Here is a 16,273-nt window from a genome sequence, read left to right as displayed (position 1 = left end):
GCCACGCGCTGCGTGGCTTCGCGGTGTCGGATCCGTTCAGCCACGCAGGGCGTGGCTCTACCGCCGGGACGGCGTCTGGCTGTCGGCCTGCCCGGTGGTCAACGTCCAGCCCACCAGCTCGGTGGTCACTGCCTGCAGGCCCTGCTCGAACGCCTGCGCCACATCGGCGGTGCTGGTACTCGGCACCGGCTGTTCCTGGCGGAACGTACGGTCGGCCACCACGCGCTGGTCGACCACATGGATCAGCTTGGCGTTGATCTCGATCAGCGCGGTCGGCGTGGCCTGGCCGCGGTAGTCGGATTCAAAGCGGCGCACATCCAGCGCCAGCTTGTAGTCGGCGCGGATGCCGGTGGTGGCGCGGGCAACGCCGGCAATGCGGCCGGAATCCTCGAACGCACGCACCAGCGCATCGTCCACCATGTCGGTGGCCGGCTGCGCCCAGCTCACGCCCTTGTAAACCTCCAGCTCGCCGGGGTGGGGGCGCACGTTGATGCGCGGGCTGTCGACCACGCGCGCGGCGGTGGACTTGACCAGCACCAGCTGCCAGTCGACCTTCGGCCACGCCGCATCAGGCTGGATGCGCACCACCGGCGAGTAAATGGTGACCGCACTGCGTTCGTTGCTGCCCAGCAGCGAACACGCACCCAGGGCGATCATCAGGCCGGCCGGCAGCAGCAGGCGGGGCAGGGAGGCAGGCAGGAGAGGGAAGCGGCTCATTTGGGTTCGAACTCCTTCGGCGCGTCGCGGCCGAGCAGATAGCGGGCCGGGTTGTTGTCCAAGCGGTCGCTGACCCGGCGCAGGTCGCGGATCAGCCCGCGCAGTTCGGTCAGCGTCGGGCCAAGCTGGGCCAGCCCATCGTTGGCAAAGCTGTTGATGGCTGCGCGGTTCTCGCCCAGGATCGAATCGGCACTGCCGGCAGCCGAATCGAGCTTGGTCAGGGTGGTTTCCAGTTTGTCCAGGATCGGCGGCAGCTGCTGCACCAGGTTCTTGTCCAGCCGTTCGATGGTGCCGTTGGTGGTCTTGAGCGTCACATCCAGGCTGCGCGCGGCATCGCGCGCACTGAGCAGCAGCGCCTGGGTGCCCTGGTCGCGGTCGGCCAGGCCGCCGCTGATGGTTTCCAGGTTGGCCAGGGTGGCGTTGATGCTGGCCACGTTGCGGTCGCTGAGCACCTGGTCCATGCGCTCAACGATGCGGTTGGCCACGTCGGTGATGTTCTGCAGCGCCGAAGGCGTGGTCGGGATGATCGGGGCGGGGTCCTTGTTCACTGCGCTCAGTGCCTGCGCCTGCGGGGTGCCACCGCTGAGCTGGATGATCGACGGCCCGGTCAGGCTGGTGATGGCCAGCTTGGCGCGGGTATCGGTCTTGACCGGCGTGTTGGAATTCAGGCGGATCCGCGCCACCACCTGGCGCGGGTCATCCGGCACCAGGTTCAGTTCGGTGATCGAACCGACCGCGATGCCGTTGTACTGCACCGGGCTGCCCACCGACAGGCCGGTGACGGCTTCGCGGAACACCACCCGGTATTCGGTCCAGGTGCGATCGGAGGAGTACTTGGCCGCCCACAACCCGAAGGCCAGCAAGGCCAGCCCCACAATCAGGGTGAATGCGCCGATCAGTACGTAATTGGCTTTGGTTTCCATGGCTTACTCGCTCTTCTGCTTTGCGGCGCGTGCGGCACGCGCACGCGGTCCGTGGAAATACTCCTGGATCCACGGGTGCTCCAGTTGTTCAATCTCGTGCAGCGGTGCGTTGGCGATCACCTTGTGGTCGGCCAGCACCGCTACCCGGTCGCAGATCGCATACAGCGTATCCAGGTCGTGCGTGATCAACAGCACGGTCAGGCCCAGCGCTTCCTGCAGGGTCTTGATCAGGCGGTCGAACGCGGCCGCGCCGATCGGGTCCAGTCCGGCGGTGGGCTCGTCCAGGAACAGCAGCGGCGGGTCCAGTGCCAGCGCGCGGGCCAGGCCGGCGCGCTTGCGCATGCCGCCGGACAGCTGCGAGGGCAGCTTGTTGATCGCATCGGCCGGCAGGCCGGCCAGCTTCACCTTGAGCAGGGCCAGTTCGTAATGCCAGCGTTCCGGCAGTTCGCCGTGGTGTTCCTTCAGCGGCACCTGCACGTTCTCGCCCACGGTCATCGAGGAGAACAGCGCGCCATCCTGGAACAGCACGCCGGTGTTGCGCTCGATGTGCAGGCGGTCGGCACGGTTGTCCGAGCGTGCATCCACGCCCAACACCTCGATCTGGCCGGCATCGGGGGTGCGCAGGCCAAGGATGCTGCGCATCAGCACCGACTTGCCGGTGCCCGAACCGCCGACCACGCCGAGAATTTCGCCGCGGCGCACGTCCAGGTCCAGGCCCTCATGCACGGTCTGGCTGCCAAAGCGGTTGGTCAGTCCGCGCACGCGGATGGCCAGCCCGGCGGCGTCGGCCAGGTCGGTGCGGGTGTCCTCGTCAAGGGTGGCTACGGTCGTCATCACCAATCCATGTGCATGAACCACAACGCGGCGAACGCGTCGATGATGATCACCAGCGAGATGGTCTGCACCACGCTGGAGGTGGTGCGCTCGCCGACCGACTGCGCGGTGCCTTCCACCTTCAGCCCTTCCAGGCAGCCGATCAGGCCGATCACGGCGGCAAAGATCGGCGCCTTGGACAGGCCGACCAGCATGTGCCGCACTTCGATGGTGTCGTGCAGGCGCGCCAGGTACATCTGCGGTGGAATATCCAGGTCGAACGCGCCCACGGTGACGCCGCCGGCCAGGCCGGCGATCATCGCCACGAAGGTCAACAATGGCAGCGTGATCAGCAGCGCGATCAGGCGCGGCAGCACCAGCAGGTCGACCGGGTCCAGGCCCAGGGTCTGGATGGCGTCGATTTCCTCGCGTGCCTTCATCGACCCGATCTGCGCGGTAAATGCGCTGGCGGTGCGGCCGGCGAGCACGATCGCGGTGAGCAGCACCGCGAACTCGCGCAGGAAGGCGATGCTGACCAGTTCCACCACGTAGATCTCCGCGCCGAAGTCACGCAGGATCGTTGAACCTAGGAAGGCGATCACCGCGCCGACCAGGTAGGACAGCAGCGCCACCAGCGGCACCGCGTCCAGCCCGACCTGCTCCATGTGGTGCACGGTCGCGGTGAGACGGAAACGGCGCGGCTCGCGCACCAGGCGCCCAGCCTTGACCAGGTTCTCGCCCAGGAAGCTGGCCAGCGCCACGATGTTGTGGCCGGTGGCGTGCACGCTGCGGCCGAGCCGCTCCAGTGCGGCCAGCACGCCGAAGTCGCGCTTGGCCTTGGGACGGTCGTCAGCCACCTCTTCGATGGTGCACACCAGCGCGCGGTGGTCGTCGCGGAAGGTCAGCGCATCCTCGCCCAGATCGGCGCGGTGGGCCACACGAAGCACCTGCAGCACGCCGGCCGAATCGAGCTGGGTGATACCGCTGGCGTCGATGCCGGTGACGTTATCCGGTGCCGCGCGCAGCACTTCGGCCGCGTCCAGCGCGGTGCGCAAGGTCCATTGGCCGGACAACCGGATGAGGCCGGGGTCCTGTGGATCCTGTTCGAGTTTGGGGGCTTGGTCTGGCGTCATGGGGCGTCCTCCGCGCAGCATAACCTGTCTGCGTGGGGGCCAAGTGTGAGCGCGCCACGACATGGTTGTTCAGCCGGGGCGGGCTTCGGGTAATACTACGACGCATGTCTGCCGACGCACCCGCCATCGCCACCCCTCCGGCCACCTACGCACAGCGGGTGGCTTTCGTGTCCGAGATCGCCGGACGGCTGCACAGTTACGGCACCACGGCCCAGCGGCTGGAGGCGGCGGTGGTCGCACTGTCGCAGCGGCTGGACCTGGACTGCGAGCCGTGGTCGAACCCGACCGGGCTGATCCTGAGCTTCAGCGACCCGACCAAGGCCATTGGTTCGTCGGACATCACGCGCGTGATCCGGCTGGCGCCGGGCGAAAACGACCTGCATAAACTCAGCATCGCCGACCAGATCACCGAGGCAGTCTCCAATGGCACGATGAGTATCGCCCAGGGGCATACCGCACTGCGGCAACTGGACAAGGACCCGGGCCGGCGCGGCAAGATCCGCATGATCCTGTCTTACAGCCTGGGCGCGGCCGGCGTGGCCGGGCTGTGGAAGCTGCCGTGGCTGGATATCGCCACGGCCGGGGTGATCGGGTTGTTGATCGGGCTGATGACGCTGATCACGGACCGGCGTCCGGCAAGCCGCGAGGCCAGCGAAGCGCTGGCCGCCCTGCTGGCCGGCACCGTGGCGGCGCTGGTGGCCTCGTTCGTGGGGGCGCTCAACCTCAACACGGTGATCATCGCTTCTCTGGTGGTGATGCTGCCGGGCATGTCGCTGACCAACGCGGTCAACGAACTGGCCAGCCAGCACTGGGTATCGGGCACGGCGCGTTTCGCCGGGGCGATCACCACCATCCTCAAACTGACGGTAGGCGCGGTGATCGCGGTGACGCTGTCGGGCATCCTCGGCCTGGATCCGCTGGTGCGTGCATCGCGCCCGCAGGCGGACTGGGTGGAATGGAGCGCGCTGCTGGTGGCCGCGTTGGCCTTCGCGATGCTGTTCAAGGCCAACCGCCGCGACTACCCGTGGGTAATGGCGGCCTCGGTGGCCGGCTATGCGATTTCGAAGTTCGCGGGACAGGCGTGGGGATTGCCCGCGGGCATCTTCATGTCGGCCATGGTGATGACTGCAGCGGGCAATCTGTTTGGCCGCATCGTGCAGCGCCCCGGCGCGATCATCCGCCTGCCCGGCATCATCATGCTGGTGCCGGGCAGCACCAGCCTGCGCGGCGTGCTTACCCTGGTGCAGCAGCAGGACATGAGCGCGGGCCAGACCGTGTTGATGACCGTGCTCAACGTGGTCATGGCGCTGGTGGCGGGATTGCTGTTCGGCAACCTGCTGGTGCCGGCGCGGAAGAATCTGTGAGCTGACGCGACGTTCGGCAAACCCGGGCGGTAGGGGTGGTTTCCAAACAACCGATAACCTATCAACACACGGTAACGCATTGAAACAATCGATATCGATGCGCCGTGCATGACCTGCGCATCCAACACCGCCTGGGCCGACCAACGGTCGGCGCTACCGTACCAAAAAAAACGCCGGCCATCTTGGCCGGCGTTTCATTTTCCTGCGTCTGTTGCGCATCGCTTACTTCTTGATCAGGAAATCTTCCAGCTTCTTGCCCTTGGTGGTGTGGGCGGCCAGCCAGCGCGGCTGCTTGCCGCGGCCGGTCCAGGTTTCCTTCGGGTTGGCCGGGTTGCGGTACTTGGGGGCCACCTTGCCGAGCTTGCGCACGGCCTTGGCCGGGGCGGCCTTGCTGGCCTTGCTGGTGCGGCCGCGGGTGGAAGCGGCAACGCCCGCCACTTCTTCCAGGGTGTATCCGTTTGCCTTGGCCAGCTTGGTCAGCTGTGCGCGGACCTTGGTGATGGCCGGGCGCTTGGCAACGATGGTCTGCTGCTTCTTGGCGTTCTTGATCAGGGCGCCCAGCTCTTTGGCGGACAAACCACTCAGGTCAATACTCATCAACTGCTCCGGAATCTAAAAATAGAAGGACGGGGTTGAGCCAGTCCGTGGCATCGCCAACAGCATACATTCTCATTTGGAGAATGCACAGCGCGAAGAAATAATCAATGGAATCGGTACAATAAATTGCCGGGGTATTTCATCCGGCACTGTCATCATCTGCTCAGCCTGGCCAGCAGTGCGTCGCGGTCCAGGCTCTCCGCCTCGCTGGCCGTGCGCGCGCGGTACTCGTACGTACCGGCGGCCAGGCCACGTTCGGACACCACCACCCGGTGCGGTACGCCGATCAGTTCCATGTCGGCGAACATCGAGCCCGGGCGCAGGCCGCGGTCATCCAGCGCGGCATCCAGGCCAGCGGCCTGCAGCTGGGCCAGCAGTTCGGCGGCGGCGGTAGCCACGCCTTCGTCCTGTTTCGGGTTGATCACGCACACCACCACCTGCCATGGCGCCATCGCATCGGGCCAGATAATGCCGGCGTCATCATGGTTCTGCTCAATGGCTGCAGCCACGATGCGCGAGATACCGATGCCGTAGCAGCCCATCGCCATTACTGCGGCCTTGCCGTTTTCGTCCAATACCGTGGCATTCAATGCCTGCGCATACTGGCGGCCGAGCTGGAACACGTGCCCCACTTCGATACCGCGCGCCACGCGCAGCTCGCCACCGTCGGCCGCACGGTCGCCTTCCTTCGCATTGCGGATATCGGCCACTTCCGGCTCGGGCAGGTCACGGCCCCAGTTGACGCCGGCAATATGGAAACCGGCTTCGTTGGCGCCGATGACAAAGTCGGCCAGCGCAGCAACGTCGCGATCGGCCACGATGCGGATCGGCTTGGCCGGGTTGAGCGGGCCCAGGAAGCCCGGTTCGCTGCCCAGGTGCGTGGCGATTTCTGCCTCACCGGCCATGCGGTAGCCCTGCAGGCCGTCGACCTTGCCCAGCTTGATCTCGTTGACGTCATGGTCGCCACGCACCAGCGCCAGCACGAAGCCGCCTTCGCTCATGATCGCGATCGACTTGACCGTGCGCTCCAGGCCCAGGCCGAGCAGGGCGGCCACCGCCTCGCAGGTCTTCTGGGTCGGCGTTTCCACCTTGCGCAGCGCTTCGCCGGCGGCCGGACGCGGGCCCGGTGCAGCGGCGACTGCCGCTTCCATGTTGGCTGCGTAATCCGACCCGGTGGAGAACACCAGCGCGTCTTCGCCCGAGTCGGCGATGACGTGGAATTCCTGCGAGGCATCGCCGCCGATGGCGCCGGAATCGGCCTGCACCATACGGAAATCCAGGCCCAGGCGGGTGAAGACGCGGGCGTAGGCGGCCTTCATGTTCTCGTACTCGCGTACCAGACAATCGTCGTCCAGGTGGAACGAATACGCATCCTTCATCAGGAACTCGCGCGCGCGCATCACGCCGAAGCGCGGGCGGATCTCATCGCGGAATTTGGTCTGGATCTGGAAGAAGTTGACCGGCAGCTGCTTGTAGCTGGACAGCTCCTGGCGTGCGAAATCGGCCGCGGCCTCTTCAGCGGTGGGGCTGTAGCAGAACACCTGCTCCTTGCGGTCCTTGATCTTCAGCAACTGCGGGCCGAACTTTTCCCAGCGCCCGGTGGCTTCCCACAGTTCCTTGGGCTGGATGGTCGGCACCTGGAACTCCACCGCGCCGGCGCGCTCCATTTCCTCGCGCACGATGCGCTCGACCTTGCGCAGCACGCGCAGGCCCAGCGGCGACCAGATGTAAAGCCCCGAGGCAAGCTTGCGGATCATGCCCGCACGCAGCATCAGCCGGTGGCTGGTGAGCTCGGCGTCGCTGGGGGTTTCCTTGGTGGTACGCAGATGGAACTGGGAGAGGCGCATCGTCGGCTTCGCTGAACGGCTGGGAGGCAATATTCTGCCAGCCCGGCCCCAATCGACCAACGGTCGATTGGGGCCGGGCGGTAGCACACGACGTCAGTCGTGTGACATTCGAGCCGTTCCCCCGGCGTCCGGACCCCTTCGGGTGGTCAGGCCGCCGGCTTGCAATAGGCCGTGATGCCGGCTTCAGCCAACCCCTTCTGGCTCTGGCGCTGGGCGTCGTCCAGCGGGGAGTCGGGCTTGCCATCGCCATCGGTGTCCTGCAGCACTGCGCCCTTGCCGTTGAGCAGGGCCAGGTTGTTGCGGGCGGTGGTGCAGTCGGCCGATTCGGCCGGAGCGGCCTTGGCAACCGCGCCGCCGCCGGCAGGATCGCGGTTCTGGATCTGGCGCTGTTCGGCCTGCTGGCCGGTGGGGGGCTTTTCCGAGTACTGGGTCACGCCGTTGGCGTCCTTCCACTTGTAGACGGTTCCAGCACTGGCCGAAGCGCTGGCGAGCAGCAGCAGGCAGCACATGAGGGGCAGGGCACGCATGGCAACTCCAGGCACGGGGGACAGAGGCGCGATTGCAGCATTCCCGCCCGGCGCTGGCAAGCCTCCCCCCAAACCGGGCCGCAGCCACTAAACTGGCCGGCATGGATCAGATGAAACCCCCGCCGCGCTCGCGCAGCATTTACCTGCTGCCCAACCTGTTCACCACCGCCGGCCTGTTTGCCGGGTTCTACGCGATCATCGCCGCGGCCAACGGCGATTTCGTCAACGCCGCCATTGCCGTATTCGTGGCTGCGGTGATGGACGGGCTGGATGGCCGCGTGGCGCGCCTGACCGGCACCAGCAGCGAATTCGGCGTGCAGTACGACTCGCTGGCCGACCTGGTCAGCTTCGGCATGGCGCCGGCGCTGGTGATGTACCACTGGTCGCTGTCGTGGCTGAAGTTCGACGATCCCATCCTCGGCCGGGTCGGTTGGGCGGTGGCGTTCCTGTATGCCGCCTGCGCCGCGCTGCGCCTGGCCCGCTTCAACACCCAGGTCAGCGTGGTCGACAAGCGCTGGTTCATCGGCCTGGCCAGCCCGGCCGCGGCCGGGTTGATGATGTCCTTCGTATGGGCCTTCGCCGACGGCACGCTGGGCTGGGATGGCAATGAACTGCGTTACCTGGCGCTGGGCGTGACCCTGGTGGCGGCGCTGCTGATGGTCAGCCGGATCCGTTTCTGGAGCTTCAAGGGCAGCGGCGAGAAAGGCCCGCGTGCCGACCGCGTGCCGTTCCTGGCGCTGGCGCTGGTGCCCATCGCCATTGCGATCATGGTCATCGACCTGCCGCGCGTGCTGTTGGCGATAGGCGTGGTCTACGCGCTGTCCGGGCCGGTCAGCTGGCTGTGGCAGCGCACCCGCAAGACGGCCGAGCCGGGCGCGTGAGCACCCCGGCTGCCCCGCCACTGTGGACCCCGGCGCAGCAGTCCTGGCTGCAGGCGATGGGCTACACGGTGTTCGTGGACGGCAGCGTGGAAGCGGCGCCGAAGGCGGTGGTCGAACTGGGCGCGATACCCGTAGCGCCGGGCTCTGCCCGGCCGGGTGCCGACGCTGACCGGCTGGATGGGGGCTTGGCCCCGGCGCTACGGGAAGCCGGGCAGAGCCCGGCTCTACGGCCGTCCGCGCCGTCGCGCCGCAACGCCCCCACGGCCGAAGATACTGCCGCGCCTGCGCCCACCCGTGCCGGCACCCGCCGCCCGGCGGTCCGCATGCCGCCGCCGCTGCAGATCGCCCTGCTGCGTGCATCCGGCTGCAACCCGAACGATCCTGAAACCCAAGCGCTGATGGCCGCCTGGAAACTGGACGAACTGCGTGGCAATGCCGCCGCCAAGCGCGCGCTGTGGCCGCAGCTGAGGGCACTGCGCAAGCGGGGCCGCGGGTGAGCGCGGTCAGCTCGCCGCGCCCGATGTCGCTGCGCGCGTTGCGCGAAAGCGACTTGGATGCAGTGATGGAGATCGAACTGCGCGGGTATCCGTTTCCGTGGACGCGCGGCATCTTCGTCGATTGCCTGCGCGCCGGGTATCCGGCGCTGGCACTGGAAGACGATGGCGTGCTGGTTGGCTATGGCGTATTGAGCATCGCCGCCGATGAGGCGCATGTGCTCAATGTCTGCGTGGATCCGGCGTGCCAGACCCGGGGCCTGGGCCGCATGCTGTTCCGCGCGCTGGTGAAGCTGGCGCGCGAGCATGGGGCGCAGCGGGTGTTCCTGGAAGTGCGGCCGTCCAACACGCCTGCGGTGGCGCTGTACCACAGCGAAGGTTTCAACGAGATCGGCCGCCGCCCGCGCTATTACCCGGCCCGCGAGGGCCGCGAGGACGCGCTGGTGATGGCGATCGAACTGGTCGACGACGACATCCAGACGATGCCGCCGTTGTAGGGGCAGCCACGCAGGGCGTGGCTCTACGCGCCCTATCCGCATCGCCCCGGGGCAGCCACGCAAGTGAACTGACCCCCAGATGCTGGACAGGTGGGGCTAGGGCACGGAAGCTTGGGTCCGGTACTGAACCGGACTCATGCCATTCAGGCCCAGCTTGATGCGTGTGTGATTGTAGTACCGGATATAGCCATCTAGTCCGCGCTTCAGCTCGTCCACGCTGGCGAAGCTTTTGAGGCGAAAGCATTCCTCCTTCAGCGTGCCGAAAAAGCTCTCCATCGCAGCGTTATCGAAGCAGTTGCCCTTGCGGGACATGCTTTGCGAGATGTTCCGGTCTGCCAGCAGACGCTGATAGGTAGGGTGTTGGTATTGCCAGCCCTGATCGGAGTGCAGCAGGGGTGCTTCCCCAGGTTCCAGCTTTCGGAAGGCTTTTCCCAGCATGTTCTTGATCATTTCCAGCTTGGGACTTGTGCTGATCTGATAGGCCACAATTTCCGCATTGAATAGATCCATGATCGGCGATAGATAGAGCCTTTTGCCGCCTACGTTGAATTCAGTGACGTCAGTGACCCATTTCTGGTTGGGCTGCGATGCTTGGAAGTTGCGATCCAGATGGTTAGGCGCGACCGTGCCCACCGATCCGCGATAGGACCGATATTTCTTTACGCGCACGATGGATTTCAGGCCCATCAGCCTCATCAAGCGCTGCACTACCTTGCGGTTTATCTGTTTGCCTGTTGTCCGGAGCGCCTCAGCAATACGCCGATATCCATACCGACCTTCATGGCGGTGATAGATGGTTTTTATCTCGCGCTTGAGCTTCGCATTCCCATCAGGGCGCTCGGCGACTTGCACCTGGTAGTAGAACGTACTGCGCGAAAGAGTTGCCGCCTTGAGCAGAAGCGACAGCTGATGCTCATGCCTCAATCCTTGGACGGCTTGCGCTGTTGTGCGCGCTCGGTCGCCTGCTCTTCCCGGATCAAGGCATCGTATTTTTTTAGGAACGCGTTCTCCGCGCGCAGGTACTCCAGCTCCTTGAGCAATTCCTTTGGGGTCATGTCTTCAGGTCGCTTGGGAACGGCAGGCTTCTTTTTCATTCGGGGTTGATCTCGAACAGGGGCCAAGGCGCTCATACCCCCCAAATCATACTGAGCTCGCCACCTCTTGATCGCAGTTGCACTGCCTATCCCGAACTTGACCATCGCCTGCCTGACCGACAGGCCATCCCGTTCCATCCGCTTGAGAACAGAAACCTTGAATTTGGGGGAGTAGCGTCGTCCTCGAAGCCCCACGAAGCTTTCTTGGCCGTGCTGGCGATAGGTCTCAATCCAGCGATGGACCATGGTTCGGTCCAGGCCATATCGGCCAGCAAGTGCACTTGCCGGGAGGGTGCTTGCGGCGCCCTCCCGGGCGACCTTGAGCTTGAAACGTCTGTCGTATCGGATCATGAACAAATCCCAGAGGCTGGATGGGTGTCCAACTTCTGGGGGTCAGTTCAAAGGCGTGGCTCTACGCCCGCCCCATCCGCATGCCCCGGTAGAGCCACGCCCTGCGTGGCTGCGAACCCCGGTAGGTGGCGACCGTTGGTCGCCACGTTCCATCCCGTTACAGCTTCGCGCGCTGCGCGACCAGCCCTTCCAGCTGCGCGGTCCAGTCGACCAGGCGCACGCGCTCCTGGTCGATCACCGCCGCCGGCACCTTGTCGGTGAACTTCGACAACTTGGTGGCGCTCTTTTCCTTCTCCGCCTCCACCCGCGCGATTTCCTTGTCCAACCGCGCACGTTCGGCACCCAGGTCGACCAGGCCTTCCAGCGGCACCAGCAACTTCAGCTCGCCCACGATCGCGGTGGCGGCCGGCGGCGTTTCGGCGTCGACCGCCAGCCACTCGATGCGCTCCAGCTTGAGCAGGAACGACAGCGACGAGGTGAAGCGGGCCACGCGGTTGCGGTCTTCCTCGCTGCCACCCTGCAGCAGCAGGCCCACCTGCTTGGCCGGCGGCACGTTCAGTTCGCTGCGCACGCGGCGCAGCGCGCTGACCATCGATTTCAGCCATTCCACGTCGGCTTCGGCACGCCGGTAATCACCTGCGAATTCGTCGGCGGTCGGATAGGCGCGCAGTGAGATGGTGTCACCGTCGATGCCCAGGCGCGGGGCGACCTGGCGCCACAGCTGCTCGGTCACGAACGGGGTGAGCGGGTGCAGCAGGCGCAGCAGTGCTTCCAACACGTAGAGCAGGGTGTGGCGGGTGCTGGCCGCGTCCTCGGCGTTGTCGCCGTTGAGCGCCGGCTTGGTCAACTCCAGGAACCAGTCGCAGAATTCGTTCCAGGCGAACTCGTACAGCGCCTGCGCCAGCAGGTCGAAGCGGTAGTTGGCGTAGTGGGTCTGCGCCTCGGCCGACACCGCCGCCAGTCGCGCCAGAATCCAGCGTTCGGCATCGGTGCGCGGCTGCGGCACGCCGTTGAACTGCGCACCCTCGGTGTTCATCAGGGTGAAACGGCTGGCGTTCCACAGCTTGTTGCAGAAGTTCTTGTAGCCTTCGGCACGGCTCATGTCGAACTTGATGTCGCGGCCGTGGGTGGCCAGCGCGGCGATGGTGAAGCGCAGCGCGTCGGCACCGTGGGCGATGATGCCCTCCGGGAAATCCCTGCGGGTGGCCTTTTCGATCTTCGGCGCGTCCTTGGGTTTCATCAGCCCGGTGGTGCGCTTGGCGACCAGGTCGTCGATGGAAATACCGTCGATGATGTCCAGCGGGTCCAGCACGTTGCCCTTGGACTTGGACATCTTCTGGCCCTGCGCATCGCGGATCAGGCCGGTGATGTAGACGTCCTTGAACGGGATCTTCCCGGTGAAGCTGTCGGTGGCCATGATCATGCGGGCCACCCAGAAGAAGATGATGTCAAAGCCGGTGATCAGCACCGACGACGGCAGGTAGCGCTCGAAACCACGCTCGGCCATGGCCTGCTCGTTCGGCCAGCCCAGGGTGGAGAACGGCCACAGCTGCGAGGAGAACCAGGTTTCCAGCACGTCGCTGTCCTGGCGCAGCACGACATCGTCGCCGAGGTTGGCGCGCGCGCGCGCATCGGCTTCGTCGCGGCCGACGTAGCAGGTGCCGGCTTGGTCGAACCACGCCGGAATGCGGTGGCCCCACCACAGCTGGCGGCTGATGCACCAGTCCTGGATGTTTTCCATCCAGTGGCGGTAGGTGTTGATCCAATTGGCCGGCACGAACTGGATCGAGCCCGGCTTTCCATCAGTACCTTCGACCAGCTCCAGGCCGCGCTTGGCCAGCACGTCCATCTTCACGAACCACTGGTCGGTCAGGTAAGGCTCGATCACCTGGCCGGTACGGTCGCCGCGCGGCACCTGCAGCTTGTGCGCCTTGGTCTCGACCAGGATGCCCAGCGCTTCCAGCTCGGCCAGCACCACCTTGCGCGCTTCGTAGCGATCCAGCCCACGGTACTTTTCCGGTGCGTTGTCGTTGATCGCCGCCACCGGGGTGAACAGGTTGATCATCGGCAGGTTGTGGCGCAGACCGACCTGGTAATCGTTGAAGTCGTGCGCCGGGGTGACCTTGACCACGCCGGTGCCGAACTCGCGGTCGACGTAATCGTCGGCGATCACCGGGATCTCGCGATCGGTCAGCGGCAGTTTCACCATCTTGCCGATCAGGTGCGCATAGCGCTCGTCTTCGGGGTGCACCATCACCGCAGTGTCGCCCAGCATGGTTTCCGGGCGGGTGGTGGCCACGGTCAGGCTGCCGCTGCCATCGGCCAGCGGGTAGCTGATCGACCACATGAAACCGTCTTCCTCCACGCTTTCCACTTCCAGGTCGGAAATGGCGGTCTTCAGCACCGGGTCCCAGTTGACCAGGCGCTGGCCACGGTAGATCAGACCCTGCTCATGCCAGCGCAGGAACGCCTCGACCACCGCCTCGGACGGCTGCGGGTCCATGGTGAAGGTGCTGCGCGACCAGTCGGCGGAGGTGCCCATGCGGCGCATCTGGCGCTCGATGATGTCGCCCGACTGCGCCTTCCATTCCCACACCTTTTCGATGAAGCCATCGCGGCCCAGCGAATCGCGGCTTTCGCCGTTGCCGGCCAGCGCCAGGTTGCGCGACACCACCATTTCCGTGGCGATGCCGGCGTGGTCGGTACCCACCTGCCACAACGTGTCGTAGCCGCGCATGCGGTGGTAGCGCACCAGCGCGTCCATCAGGGTCTGCTGGAAGGCATGGCCCATGTGCAGCGTGCCGGTCACGTTCGGCGGCGGCAGCAGGATGGTGTACGGCTCGCCCTTGCCGGACGGCTTGAAGTGCCCGGCCTTCTCCCAGGAGTCGTAGAGCTCCGTTTCGAAGGTCTTGGGGTCGTAGCTGGAGGCAAGTTGGGTCATGCGGGGGCAACCAGGAGGCAATCAGTAAAGGATCGGGGCGCCGGCAAGCCCGATCAAGGGCGCCGGCACGGGCTTACATGTCGTACTTGTTCAGGTCGAAATCCAGCGCCTTGTACTGGCGCCAGCGCTCGCGCAGCGGCTCGCGGGCTTCCGGGTCGGCCGGCACCACTTCCAGTACCCGGTCGCAGGCGCCCAGGTAGGGGTCGTCGCGCAGGTTGATCACCAGCGGGCGCGAGGGGGCATCGGTACCGGGTACGGCGATCAGCACCAGCGCCTCTTCCTCGTCCACGTCTTCACCGGCGATCTGGTGCGGAATGTAGGCATCGTCGTCGAACGACCACAGCAGCTCGTCCAGCTCCTCGGCCTGGGCCTGGTCGCGCGCCAGCACCAGGGTGAACAATCCGGCGTCGTTGGCCTTGCGGGCCAGCTCGCAGACCAGGCGCAGCGGCTCGGTCAGGAAGCGGGGCTTGGCGATCAGGTAGAAATCAGCACGGGACATGGGCAGGCCTGAAACGGAAAGGAGCCCGGGCGGTGCCGGGCAGGACCGCGGCCGGCGGGCCGCGGTCGAGCGGTGCATCAGGCGCGGGCAACCTGGTCGAGCAGCCACTGGGTCAGCAGGCCGACCGGGCGGCCGGTGGCCATGCCGCGCTTGCCTTCGTCGCTGGCCACGCCGGCGATGTCCAGGTGCGCCCAGCGCTGGCCTTCGGTGAAGCGCGACAGGAAGCAGCCGGCGGTGATGGCGCCGGCCCAGCGGCCGCCGATGTTGTAGACGTCGGCGAAGCTGGAATCCAGCATCGGCTGGTACTCGTCCCACAGCGGCAGGCGCCAGGCGCGGTCGAACACGTGTTCGCCGGCGGCCAGCAGTTCGTTGGCCAGGTCGTCGTGCTTGGTCATCAGGCCGGCGGTCTGGTGGCCCAGGGCCACCATGCAGGCCCCGGTCAGGGTGGCCACGTCCACCAGTGCGGCCGGCTCGAAGCGCTGTGCATAGGTGAGTGCGTCGCACAGGATCAGGCGGCCTTCGGCGTCGGTGTTGCCCACTTCGATGGTCTTGCCCGACATCGAGGTGATCACGTCGGACGGGCGGTAGGCATTGCCGTCGATGGCGTTTTCCACCGCCGGGACCACCACCACCAGGTTCAGCGGCAGCCTGGCGGTGACCGCCGCGACGAAGGTGCCGATGACGTTGGCGCCACCGCACATGTCGTACTTCATCTCTTCGATGCCGCCCTGGGTCTTCAGGTTGACGCCGCCGGTATCGAAGGTGATGCCCTTGCCGACCAGCACATAGGGCTTGGCGCTGCCGCCGTTGTTCCACTTCAGCACCACCAGACGGGGGCGGTTGGCCGAGCCACGGGCCACGGCCAGCAGCGAGCCCATGCCGAGCGCTTCCATCTGCGCCTCGTCCAGAATCTCCGCTTCGGCGCCGGGATGGGCCTGGGCGAAGGCGACCGAGGATTCGGCCAGGTAGGCCGGGGTGCACAGGTTCGGCGGCAGGTTGCCCAGCTCGCGGGCGTGCTGCACGCCGGCTGCGATGGCCTGGCCCTGGGTCAGCGCCTGGGCGTCGGTGCCGGCGATGGCCAGCGTGGCCAGGCCCGGGGCCTCTGCCTTCTTCGTGCCCAGGGTGGCGGTGTAGCGATAGGCGGCGTGATCGGCACTGATCACGGCCTGGCGGATGTTCCAGGCGGCATCGCGGCCCTTGATCCCGATTTCGGCCAGGGTGAACAGCGCGTGGCGGATGACCCCGCTCTTCAGCGCGCGGCTGGCATCGCCCACCGCCTTGAGGTACTGCGGCACGCCGAACTTGGCCGGCTCGCCCAGCCCGACCACCAGCACGCGCGGGGCGGATACGCCGGGCAGGTCGTGCAGCAGGGTGGTGGCGCCGGTCTTGCCGCTGACGTCGCCGCGGGCGACCAGGGCGGTCAGACGGCCGCCCGAAGCGGCGTCCAAGGCCTGTGCCGCCGGGCTCAGGGTCTGGTCGGCGTAGGCGCCGACGATGACGCAATCGACCTCGGCCGAGGCCGCGGTTGCGTGGTTCAGGGTGAATTCCAGGGCCATTGATCAGATTCCATTGGCAAATACGTACAATCGCGAGCT

14 protein-coding genes and 1 pseudogene are annotated in these 16,273 nt (G+C 66.2%); 4 read left to right on the top strand and 11 right to left on the bottom strand.

Annotated features, from left to right (window positions below; all coding sequences use genetic code 11):
- Positions 1 to 57: 57 nt before the first annotated feature.
- The 4 genes from WIX41_RS06445 to WIX41_RS06430 are packed head-to-tail and all read right to left on the bottom strand — an operon-like array spanning position 58 to position 3,586.
- On the bottom strand, positions 58 to 717 hold the full coding sequence (locus WIX41_RS06445) for an ABC-type transport auxiliary lipoprotein family protein (protein WP_339446273.1): 660 nt from the start codon (positions 715 to 717) through the stop codon (positions 58 to 60).
- Positions 714 to 1,640, bottom strand: coding sequence for an MlaD family protein (locus WIX41_RS06440; protein WP_339446272.1), 927 nt, complete (start codon positions 1,638 to 1,640; stop codon positions 714 to 716). The genes WIX41_RS06445 and WIX41_RS06440 overlap by 4 nt, the downstream gene beginning before the upstream one ends.
- 3 nt (positions 1,641 to 1,643) lie before the next feature.
- Positions 1,644 to 2,474, bottom strand: a complete 831-nt coding sequence (locus WIX41_RS06435) for an ABC transporter ATP-binding protein (protein WP_339446271.1) — start codon at positions 2,472 to 2,474, stop codon at positions 1,644 to 1,646.
- Complete coding sequence (locus WIX41_RS06430) at positions 2,474 to 3,586, bottom strand: ABC transporter permease (protein WP_339446270.1); 1,113 nt, start codon at positions 3,584 to 3,586, stop codon at positions 2,474 to 2,476. Before WIX41_RS06430 ends, WIX41_RS06435 begins: the two co-directional genes overlap by 1 nt.
- A 104-nt stretch (positions 3,587 to 3,690) precedes the next feature.
- Between WIX41_RS06430 and WIX41_RS06425 the strand changes: the two genes are divergently transcribed.
- Complete coding sequence (locus tag WIX41_RS06425) at positions 3,691 to 4,950, top strand: threonine/serine ThrE exporter family protein (RefSeq protein ID WP_339446269.1); 1,260 nt, start codon at positions 3,691 to 3,693, stop codon at positions 4,948 to 4,950.
- Between the two features lie 225 nt (positions 4,951 to 5,175).
- Here the strand turns inward: WIX41_RS06425 and WIX41_RS06420 are convergent.
- From WIX41_RS06420 to WIX41_RS06410, 3 genes and pseudogenes are all read right to left on the bottom strand, one after another.
- A pseudogene (locus WIX41_RS06420) lies at positions 5,176 to 5,547 on the bottom strand (H-NS histone family protein); the annotation flags it as partial.
- A 155-nt stretch (positions 5,548 to 5,702) separates the two neighbouring features.
- Positions 5,703 to 7,394, bottom strand: coding sequence for a proline--tRNA ligase (locus WIX41_RS06415; RefSeq protein WP_339446267.1), 1,692 nt, complete (start codon positions 7,392 to 7,394; stop codon positions 5,703 to 5,705).
- A gap of 146 nt (positions 7,395 to 7,540) precedes the next feature.
- Positions 7,541 to 7,921 carry a DUF4124 domain-containing protein gene (locus WIX41_RS06410; RefSeq protein ID WP_339446266.1) on the bottom strand — a complete coding sequence of 127 codons (381 nt, stop codon included), beginning with the start codon at positions 7,919 to 7,921 and terminating at the stop codon, positions 7,541 to 7,543.
- A 101-nt stretch (positions 7,922 to 8,022) separates the two neighbouring features.
- Here WIX41_RS06410 and pssA point away from each other — a divergent pair, with 101 nt between their 5' ends.
- Genes pssA through rimI form a run of 3 tightly spaced genes read left to right on the top strand, consistent with a single transcriptional unit; the run spans position 8,023 to position 9,793 of the window.
- Positions 8,023 to 8,802, top strand: coding sequence for a CDP-diacylglycerol--serine O-phosphatidyltransferase (gene pssA / locus WIX41_RS06405; RefSeq protein WP_409187336.1), 780 nt, complete (start codon positions 8,023 to 8,025; stop codon positions 8,800 to 8,802).
- Complete coding sequence (locus WIX41_RS06400; protein WP_339446264.1) at positions 8,799 to 9,299, top strand: hypothetical protein; 501 nt, start codon at positions 8,799 to 8,801, stop codon at positions 9,297 to 9,299. The genes pssA and WIX41_RS06400 overlap by 4 nt, the downstream gene beginning before the upstream one ends.
- A complete protein-coding gene (gene rimI, locus WIX41_RS06395) occupies positions 9,296 to 9,793 on the top strand; it encodes a ribosomal protein S18-alanine N-acetyltransferase (protein WP_339446263.1) in 498 nt (165 codons plus the stop codon). The genes WIX41_RS06400 and rimI overlap by 4 nt, the downstream gene beginning before the upstream one ends.
- A gap of 96 nt (positions 9,794 to 9,889) precedes the next feature.
- Here rimI and WIX41_RS06390 read toward each other — a convergent pair.
- The 4 genes from WIX41_RS06390 to WIX41_RS06375 form a co-directional block, all read right to left on the bottom strand.
- Positions 9,890 to 11,238 (bottom strand): IS3 family transposase gene (locus WIX41_RS06390; RefSeq protein ID WP_409187300.1). Its coding sequence is split into 2 segments (ribosomal slippage): positions 9,890 to 10,782 and positions 10,782 to 11,238, totalling 1,350 coding nucleotides; the frame shifts between segments, so codons are not numbered across the junction.
- Between the two features lie 157 nt (positions 11,239 to 11,395).
- Positions 11,396 to 14,179, bottom strand: a complete 2,784-nt coding sequence (locus WIX41_RS06385) for a valine--tRNA ligase (RefSeq protein WP_339446262.1) — start codon at positions 14,177 to 14,179, stop codon at positions 11,396 to 11,398.
- 73 nt (positions 14,180 to 14,252) lie between these two features.
- The gene (locus WIX41_RS06380; RefSeq protein ID WP_068849130.1) at positions 14,253 to 14,678 is read right to left on the bottom strand and encodes a DNA polymerase III subunit chi; all 426 of its coding nucleotides are present in this window, start codon (positions 14,676 to 14,678) and stop codon (positions 14,253 to 14,255) included.
- Positions 14,679 to 14,755: 77 nt separating this feature from the next.
- Positions 14,756 to 16,234 carry a leucyl aminopeptidase gene (locus WIX41_RS06375; RefSeq protein ID WP_339446261.1) on the bottom strand — a complete coding sequence of 493 codons (1,479 nt, stop codon included), beginning with the start codon at positions 16,232 to 16,234 and terminating at the stop codon, positions 14,756 to 14,758.
- Between the last annotated feature and the right edge of the window lie 39 nt (positions 16,235 to 16,273).

Source organism: Stenotrophomonas sp. AB1(2024), assembly GCF_037482345.1.
In the GTDB taxonomy this organism is placed as follows: Bacteria; Pseudomonadota; Gammaproteobacteria; order Xanthomonadales; family Xanthomonadaceae; genus Stenotrophomonas.
The sequence above is the reverse complement of the archived record's forward strand: the minus strand, read 5'-3'. Positions and strand labels throughout refer to the sequence as shown.

Coding starts and splice junctions, on each gene's coding strand:
- WIX41_RS06445 (WP_339446273.1), bottom strand. CDS start 717: ATGAGCCGCTTCCCTCTCCTGCCTGCCTCCCTGCCCCGCCTGCTGCTG.
- WIX41_RS06440 (WP_339446272.1), bottom strand. CDS start 1,640: ATGGAAACCAAAGCCAATTACGTACTGATCGGCGCATTCACCCTGATT.
- WIX41_RS06435 (WP_339446271.1), bottom strand. CDS start 2,474: ATGACGACCGTAGCCACCCTTGACGAGGACACCCGCACCGACCTGGCC.
- WIX41_RS06430 (WP_339446270.1), bottom strand. CDS start 3,586: ATGACGCCAGACCAAGCCCCCAAACTCGAACAGGATCCACAGGACCCC.
- WIX41_RS06425 (WP_339446269.1), top strand. CDS start 3,691: ATGTCTGCCGACGCACCCGCCATCGCCACCCCTCCGGCCACCTACGCA.
- WIX41_RS06415 (WP_339446267.1), bottom strand. CDS start 7,394: ATGCGCCTCTCCCAGTTCCATCTGCGTACCACCAAGGAAACCCCCAGC.
- WIX41_RS06410 (WP_339446266.1), bottom strand. CDS start 7,921: ATGCGTGCCCTGCCCCTCATGTGCTGCCTGCTGCTGCTCGCCAGCGCT.
- pssA (WP_409187336.1), top strand. CDS start 8,023: ATGGATCAGATGAAACCCCCGCCGCGCTCGCGCAGCATTTACCTGCTG.
- WIX41_RS06385 (WP_339446262.1), bottom strand. CDS start 14,179: ATGACCCAACTTGCCTCCAGCTACGACCCCAAGACCTTCGAAACGGAG.
- WIX41_RS06380 (WP_068849130.1), bottom strand. CDS start 14,678: ATGTCCCGTGCTGATTTCTACCTGATCGCCAAGCCCCGCTTCCTGACC.
- WIX41_RS06375 (WP_339446261.1), bottom strand. CDS start 16,234: ATGGCCCTGGAATTCACCCTGAACCACGCAACCGCGGCCTCGGCCGAG.